Consider the following 6,942-nt stretch of genomic DNA (forward strand, 5'->3'; position numbering starts at 1 on the left):
CCAAGGCGTTTCCCTCATTGGCAATTTCCCCTGTTGCAATACGAAACCGGCCCGGGGAGCACCCCGGGCCGGTCAGTCATCTCAGTGCCTGATGGTCGGGTGGAGGCCCGCTTCCTGCGCCTCCAGCCCGATCCCGGCCTGCCCCTCAAGGTCGGCGTCCATGCCCCGGTCCGCCAGCGTGTCGAGGTGCATCCAGCGTCTGACCAGCGGCGAGACCGCCAGCACCACGACCGCCACGCCCAGCGTGATCCAGCCGATCTTCGAATAGATCGAGAGGGTCAGCGCCTTGTCCATGGTGCCGCTTTCGCCGCCGGTGGCCTCGCCGATCTTGCCCGCCACGAAGTTGCCCACGGCGGTCATGTAGAACCACGCGCCCATGATGAAGCTGCCCAGATGCAGCGGCGCCAGGCGCGTCATCGCCGAGAGCCCCACGGGCGACAGGCACAGCTCGCCGGTCGTGTGCAGCATGTAGATCAGGAACACGAAGACCACCGAGGTCATCACTGCCGGATCGCCGGTTCCCGCACCCCATACGAAGACGAGGAAGCCGAGGCCCACTTGCGCCAGCGCCAGTGCGAACTTGGCAGGTGCGCTGGGCTCAAGGCCTTTCTTGCCGAGCCAGGCCCACAGGCCCGCGAAAATGGGGCCGAACAGCACGATGTAGATCGGGTTGATCGACTGGAAGAGGCTGGTCGGCACTCCGCCGCGATCGACGAACTTGTCGGTATAGAGGCTGAGGCTGCCGCCCGCCTGCTCGAACAGGCCCCAGAAGATCGGGTTGAGCGCGATCAGGAACAGGATCGCGAAGATACGCTCGCGCGGTTCCTTGGGCAGCTTGAACGCTTCGTAGAGCGTATAGGCCAGCATCGCGACGCCCGAGACCATCAGCAGGGTCTGGATCACGGAGACGTACTGGATCAGGAACCAGATCACCGCGACCGAAGCGATGGCCACGCCGTATAGCGTGAACTCGCGGTTCTTCGTCAGCGGCTTGGGCGGCTCGCCCCGGCCCTTGAGCGCAGGGCGACCGAGCACGAAGATGACGAGGCCCAGCAGCATGCCGATGCCCGCAAGGCCAAAGCCCCACGACCAGCCGATCGTCTCGCCCAGATAACCGACGAGGATCGTGCCCAGCGTAGCGCCGGTGTTCACGCCCATGTAGAAGATCGTGTAGGCCGAGTCGCGCCGGGTGTCGGTCATCTTGTAGAGCTGGCCGACGATCACCGAGATGTTCGCCTTGAGGAAGCCCGAGCCGACGATGATGAGCGCCAGCGCCAGCCAGAACACGTTGATTGCCGGGTCGGCCTGCTTCGTCGCCGGGTCGGTGACGCCCTGCAGGCCCTCGTAGGCCATGAACAGGTGGCCCACCGCGAGCACGATGCCGCCGAACAGCACGGCCTTCCTCTGCCCCAGCCAGCGGTCGGCGATGTAGCCACCCAGTACCGGGGTGATGTAGACGAGGCTGGTATAGGCGCCGTAGATGAGGTTCGACTGGCCGTCGGAAAACAGCCAGAACTTGACGAGGTAGAGGATCAGCAGCGCCCGCATGCCGTAGTAGGAGAAGCGCTCCCACATCTCGGCATAGAACAGCACGAAGAGGCCGCGTGGGTGGCCGGCGAATTCCTCGCTCTTGCGGGTGGCGATGATGCCGCCCACGGCAAGCACGGCGAAGAGGAAGACCGCGCCCGCGGCGCCGATCCAGTCCCCTTCCGTCCAGAGTGACATGTCTTTCATGGTGCTGATGCCTTCGCGCCCTGAATGTTTGTGTTTGCTTTGGTTCTTGATCCCACGCCCCGACAGGCCGCGCGTGAAGGAACAGGAAGTTAGCGCCCTATTTTACGCTGTAAATGGGTCCGCCTTGCCACGGATGGTGCTCACGCCGCGCTCAAATGATCACTTTTGCGCATCTCACGCGAGGCATTGCGCGAAGCGCACGCTGGTGGCATTTTCACGACAGGCCATGGGGAGGCCAAACGTAATTTTCTGTTTCGGGGCTCGGGTGAACAATTTTTAACACCCGGTCGCCATGGGCACGCTTTTTGGGGGAAAGTCGCGATGATCAGGTCCGAACTGCTTCAGGTACTGGGCAAGGACAACCCGGAACTGCGTGCCGAAGACGTAGAACGCGCCGTCGATACCTTCTTCGAGGAAATCAGCCAGCGCCTTGCTGACGGCGGGCGCGTGGAATTGCGCGGTTTCGGCGCCTTCTCCACCCGCCACCGCGACGGACGCAAGGGCCGCAACCCACGCACCGGCGAAAGCGTCGAAGTGCCGGAAAAGCGCGTCCCCTACTTCAAGCCCGGCAAGGAAATGCGCGTCCGCCTCAACGTCGGGGAATAGAAGACCACGTTCAGAAGATTGCGCCGCCGCTCACAGGCGGCTAGACGCTGCCACGCCCAGCCGGGCCGTGCGGGCGTGGCGGAATGGTAGACGCTGCGGACTTAAAATCCGCTTGGGATTCCAGTGCGGGTTCGAGTCCCGCCGCCCGCACCAGATTTTCGATACCGACGAATACTGCGCATTTATTCGGCGAGCGATTTTGTTCAATCGTTTGCGTTTACAAATGCGTAACTTGAGAACTGGTATCAATTACTAAGTACCCACCTTCCATGGTATCGTCCGGACGCCACGGCTTGGGTACTTAGGGGTGATCTTTCGCATGTCCTTCCCGGAAAGCCTGTCCGCCGGCAGCAAGCCGAGCTACGAGGACCAGCGCGCCAGTCCGCGCTTCGCCTTGCTGCTGCGCGCCGCGAAGCTGATCGGGGCGCATGGCGAATACCTCTGCATCGTGCGCGACGTGTCCGAGACCGGCGTGAAGCTGCGCCTGTTCCATTCCCTCGCCGCCGAACGCCGCCTTGCGCTGGAAAGCGCGGCCGGGGATCGGCTTGCGGTCGAGAAGGTCTGGGAGAACGGCGGGGAGGCGGGCTTCCGCTTCGACGTCCCGATCGAGGTCCAGCGCTTCATCGCCGAGGCTGGTCCCTATCCCAAGCGCCCGATCCGCGTTTGCGTCGGCCATCCGGTGCAGGTGACGATCGCGGGGGAAACTTCGGCCGCCAAGGTGCGCGATCTCTCGCGCCAGGGCGCCGGGATCGAGACCGAACACCATCTCGCGATCGGGCAGCACTTGCGCATCGGCTCCGCCCTCATGCCCGAATTCGAGGCCACTGTATGCTGGCGCCGGCATCCGTCCTACGGCATCGTCTTCCGGCAGTTGATGAGCCTCGAGGAACTGGCGGTCCGCGCCTTCCACATGCAGGAAGCGGGCGCCCGCTAGCCTTCGGAAACGACGCGCCGCCACCACTTGCGACCTGCCCCCTGTGGCCCCGACTTCATCGCCCGCCTGCGGAACAGCATCGAGCCGCCGCGAACCAGCAGCACCACCCACATCACCTGCCACCCAAGCGCCGCGACGTGCGGCCAGATCGCCGGCTCCTGCGCGGCGCGGGCCAGCATCGCGAAGGGCGAGCTGAACGGCAGGACCACCGCCAGCATCTCGACCGCGCTGCCCGGTTGGGTCATCGCGTAAGTCGCGAAGAAGAACAGCATGAGCTGCATCATCGTCACCGGCATCGACAGTGTCTGCACCTCGCGCACCGTGTTCGCCAGCGAGCCGATCGCGAGGAACACCGAGCCCAGCAGCAGGTAGGCCATCGCGAAGTAGATCACCCCCAGCCCGACCAGCATCGGCCAGCCGACCGCCGGTTCGGGCAGTGCCACGAGCGATCCCGCCGACAGGTAGATCGCTCCGCCGACGCTACCCCACACCGCGATGCCGACCAGCGACACGCCGAGCATGGCGAAGAGCTTGCCGAAGAACACCGATTCCATCGGGATAGCCGCTGCCAGCACCTCGATGATCTTGTTGCCCTTTTCCTCGACAAGGTTGGACAGGACCATGCCGGCCAGCATCATCGTCAGCAGGAACAGCAAGGTCTGCGCGCCCTGCGCCGTACGTAGGCGGCTGCGCGAATCGCCGGGCGCCGCCACCGAGGTCTTGGCCAGCTTCACCTGTGGCCAGAAGGCCAGAGATCCGTCACGAACCTCGGCCGCGATCAGTTCGACATCCCCCCGCCAGTCCTTGATGAGCGGTCCCGGCCCGGTCAGCACCGGCGCGGCGGGAGAGCCCGACAGCACGCCCGCGAAAGCACCCTTGCGTGACGCCAGCACCTCACCCGGATCGGCCTGCTCGGCCGGGGTCAGGTCCTTGACCACATGCATGTCCGGCAGGCCGCCTCCGAGCCGGTCGGCCAGTGCATCGCGGGCACGGACCATCGCCTTCGCGTCGGCCTCGGCCATGACCACGCCGATCGCGGGCGCCTCGCCGCTCTGGTCGACACGCTGGCCGACGCTGCCTGCCAGCAGCCCGACGATCACCGGGAACAGCGGACCGAGCAGGAAGAAAAAGAACGTGCGCGAGAACAGGATCGCGGTGAAGTCGCGCCGGGCCACCACCCAGGCGGCGGCCAGCATCGACAGGCGGCCGCGATGACCGGGCGCGGAAAGATCGAAGTTCATCGGCGCGGCTCCTCGGGCTTTTCCGCTTCGAGGGCGCGGGCGGCAGCCTCCCCGGCGATGGCGACGAAGGCATCGTGCAGCCCGGCGCGCTCGATGGACAGCGACAGGATGCCCGCCTCCCCCGCGATCAGCGCGCGCAGCAGCGGCTCGATCCCGCCCTCGGGCAGCGCGAAGTGCCAGTACCGCCCCTCGCGCCGCGAATCGGTCGGCAAGGCAGCGCGCCACAGCCCCTCGTCGGCCTGCGTTTCGAGCCGGACCTGCGCGGGGATGCGATCGCGCGCGACGTCGACCGGCCCCGCGAACGGCACCCGCCCTCCCGCGATGATCGCGACCTCGTCACACAGGCGCTCGGCATGCGCGATGACGTGGGTGGAGAAGATCACGGTCGTGCCGTCCTCCGCCAGACCGCGCATCATCGCCTCCAGCTTGCCCTGGTTGAGCGCATCGAGGCCGGAGAACGGCTCGTCGAAGATGACCAGGCGCGGGCGATGGACCAGCGTGCCAAGGATCTGCACCTGCTGCGCCATGCCTTTGGAAAGCTGGCGAATCTGACGGTCCGCGGCATAGCCGAGGCCGTGTCGTTCGAGCAGTTCGTGCGCGCGGCGGCGGCCTTCCTTCAGCGGCAGGCCCCGCAGCGCGCCGAGAAAGGCGATCGCCTCCGTCGCCTTCATGGACGGGTAGAGGCCGCGCTCCTCAGGCAGGTAGCCGATGGCGTGGGCGACATCGTGCGGCCGCTCGGCGCCGAGAATGCGACGGTAACCCGAATCGGGCTCGATGATACCCAGCAGCATGCGCAGCGTCGTCGTCTTGCCCGCACCGTTGGGGCCGAGGATGCCATAGACCGAGCCCTGCGGCACCGAGAGGTCGACACCGCCCACGGCAGTGGTCCCCTCGAACCGCTTGACGAGCCCCCGTGCCTCGATCGCCAGAGGGCAATCGAAACCTGACACATTGCCGGTCAACCGAGGATCTCCTACTTGCGCATCCATGAAGCCCCCTGGGTCTAGCACGTGCGCCCCTGATGGCGCAGTCCCGGTTAAGACCGCCCTAAGCAATTTTGCCGAGGCGGTGGAGGGAGAGGCGCGCGCTCTCGGCTTCTGCGCCTTCGGCGTGGCTTCGGCCGCGACGGACGAGGACCGTGCGGCGCGGCTTGACGCCTGGCTGGCGGCGGGGATGCACGGCTCGATGGGCTGGATGGAGGAGCGCGCGCACCATCGCCGCAGTCCGCAGGGGCTCTGGCCCGAAGCCCGCAGCGTCATCGCGCTGGGCATGAGCTATGCCCCCGCCGCCGACCCGCTGCGGCTGGCGGACGAAAGCGGGATCGGCCGGATATCGACGTATGCGCAAGGCGCCGATTATCACGACACGGTGAAGAAGGCGCTCAAGAACCTCGCCCGCTGGATGGTGAGCGAGGGGGACAAACGCGGGCTGGGGCCGGTCGGCGTGAAGGTCTTCACCGACACCGCGCCGGTGATGGAAAAGCCGCTCGCCGCTGCCGCAGGGCTCGGCTGGCAGGGCAAGCATACCAATGTTGTCAGCCGCGAACATGGTTCATGGCTTTTCCTCGGCGAGATCTACACGACACTGGACCTGCCGCTCTCGGCCCCGGCGCGCGATCGCTGCGGATCGTGCCGGGCCTGCCAGGACGCTTGCCCGACGGACGCCTTCCCGGCGCCCTACCACCTCGATGCGCGGCGCTGCGTCAGCTACCTCACCATCGAGCACAAGGGGCCGGTGCCCGAGGACATGCGCGAGGGGCTGGGAAACCGCATCTACGGCTGTGATGACTGCCTCGCGGTCTGCCCGTGGAACAAGTTCGCCGAGACGGCGCATACGATGAAGGCGTTCCTGCCGCGCGCGGAACTGACGGCGCCGGAGCTGGCGGATCTGCTCACGCTGGACGATGCAGGGTTTCGCAAGCTGTTCTCGGGAAGTCCGATCAAGCGGATCGGGCGGGACCGGTTCGTGCGCAACTGCCTCTATGCGGCGGGCAACAGCGGCCGGGAAGCGCTGCTGGCGCAAGTGGAGCCGCTGCTGGCGGATGCAGACGATGCCGTCGCCGATGCGGCGAGGTGGGCTAGGGCGAAACTCCAATCCTCCCTGTCGCGCAGCGATGGGGAGGTGGCAGCGACGTAGTCGCTGACGGAGTGGGCCTTCCAACCCCTCCACCACCCGCTGCGCGGGCGGTCCCCCTCCCCATTCCTGCGGAACGGGGAGGATTCAGTTCAGACCAGTTCTTTCAGCGGCACACCTGCGTCGGCAAGGCGCCCTACATCGGGCGTCGCGCCCGCCTCGACGAGCTTGCGGCCCTGCACGTAGTCCTTGACCATGTTCACACAGTCCAGCGCCACGACCTTGCCCTGCTTGAGATAAACCACCGAGAAGCTGCGCCCCTCGACGTCGCCGCGCGTCACCGTCTGGTCGAAG

The 6,942-nt window shown here is 66.3% G+C and carries 7 protein-coding genes and 1 tRNA gene; 4 read left to right on the plus strand and 4 right to left on the minus strand.

From position 1 onward, the window contains the following. Nucleotides 1-81 precede the first annotated feature (81 nt). Nucleotides 82-1,734 carry a peptide MFS transporter gene (locus PKE80_RS04265; RefSeq protein ID WP_271181429.1) on the minus strand — a complete coding sequence of 551 codons (1,653 nt, stop codon included), beginning with the start codon at nt 1,732-1,734 and terminating at the stop codon, nt 82-84. Between the two features lie 321 nt (nt 1,735-2,055). On the opposite strand from PKE80_RS04265, the gene PKE80_RS04270 reads away from it, so the two are divergent. The 3 genes from PKE80_RS04270 to PKE80_RS04280 all read left to right on the plus strand — a co-directional run bounded on the left by PKE80_RS04270 (nt 2,056) and on the right by PKE80_RS04280 (nt 3,274). Further along, a complete protein-coding gene (locus PKE80_RS04270; RefSeq protein ID WP_036525893.1) occupies nt 2,056-2,340 on the plus strand; it encodes an integration host factor subunit beta in 285 nt (94 codons plus the stop codon). A gap of 69 nt (nt 2,341-2,409) precedes the next feature. Further along, nucleotides 2,410-2,493, plus strand: a tRNA-Leu gene (locus tag PKE80_RS04275). 166 nt (nt 2,494-2,659) lie between these two features. Then, a complete protein-coding gene (locus tag PKE80_RS04280; protein WP_271181430.1) occupies nt 2,660-3,274 on the plus strand; it encodes a PilZ domain-containing protein in 615 nt (204 codons plus the stop codon). Here the strand turns inward: PKE80_RS04280 and PKE80_RS04285 are convergent. Together PKE80_RS04285 and PKE80_RS04290 are read right to left on the minus strand one after the other, a co-directional pair. After that, nucleotides 3,271-4,515, minus strand: coding sequence for an ABC transporter permease (locus tag PKE80_RS04285; protein WP_271181431.1), 1,245 nt, complete (start codon nt 4,513-4,515; stop codon nt 3,271-3,273). The two genes, PKE80_RS04280 and PKE80_RS04285, sit on opposite strands and share 4 nt — an antisense overlap. Next, complete coding sequence (locus PKE80_RS04290; protein WP_051586835.1) at nt 4,512-5,504, minus strand: ABC transporter ATP-binding protein; 993 nt, start codon at nt 5,502-5,504, stop codon at nt 4,512-4,514. The genes PKE80_RS04285 and PKE80_RS04290 overlap by 4 nt, the downstream gene beginning before the upstream one ends. Nucleotides 5,505-5,583: 79 nt before the next feature. Between PKE80_RS04290 and queG the strand changes: the two genes are divergently transcribed. Further along, on the plus strand, nt 5,584-6,651 hold the full coding sequence (gene queG / locus PKE80_RS04295) for a tRNA epoxyqueuosine(34) reductase QueG (RefSeq protein WP_271181432.1): 1,068 nt from the start codon (nt 5,584-5,586) through the stop codon (nt 6,649-6,651). Nucleotides 6,652-6,740: 89 nt separating this feature from the next. Here the strand turns inward: queG and PKE80_RS04300 are convergent. After that, the coding region (locus PKE80_RS04300; protein WP_271181433.1) for an oxidoreductase C-terminal domain-containing protein at nt 6,741-6,942 on the minus strand (202 nt) is incomplete at its 5' end.

Origin of the sequence: Novosphingobium resinovorum, from assembly GCF_027922145.1 — a bacterium.
In the GTDB taxonomy this organism is placed as follows: Bacteria; Pseudomonadota; Alphaproteobacteria; order Sphingomonadales; family Sphingomonadaceae; genus Novosphingobium; species Novosphingobium resinovorum.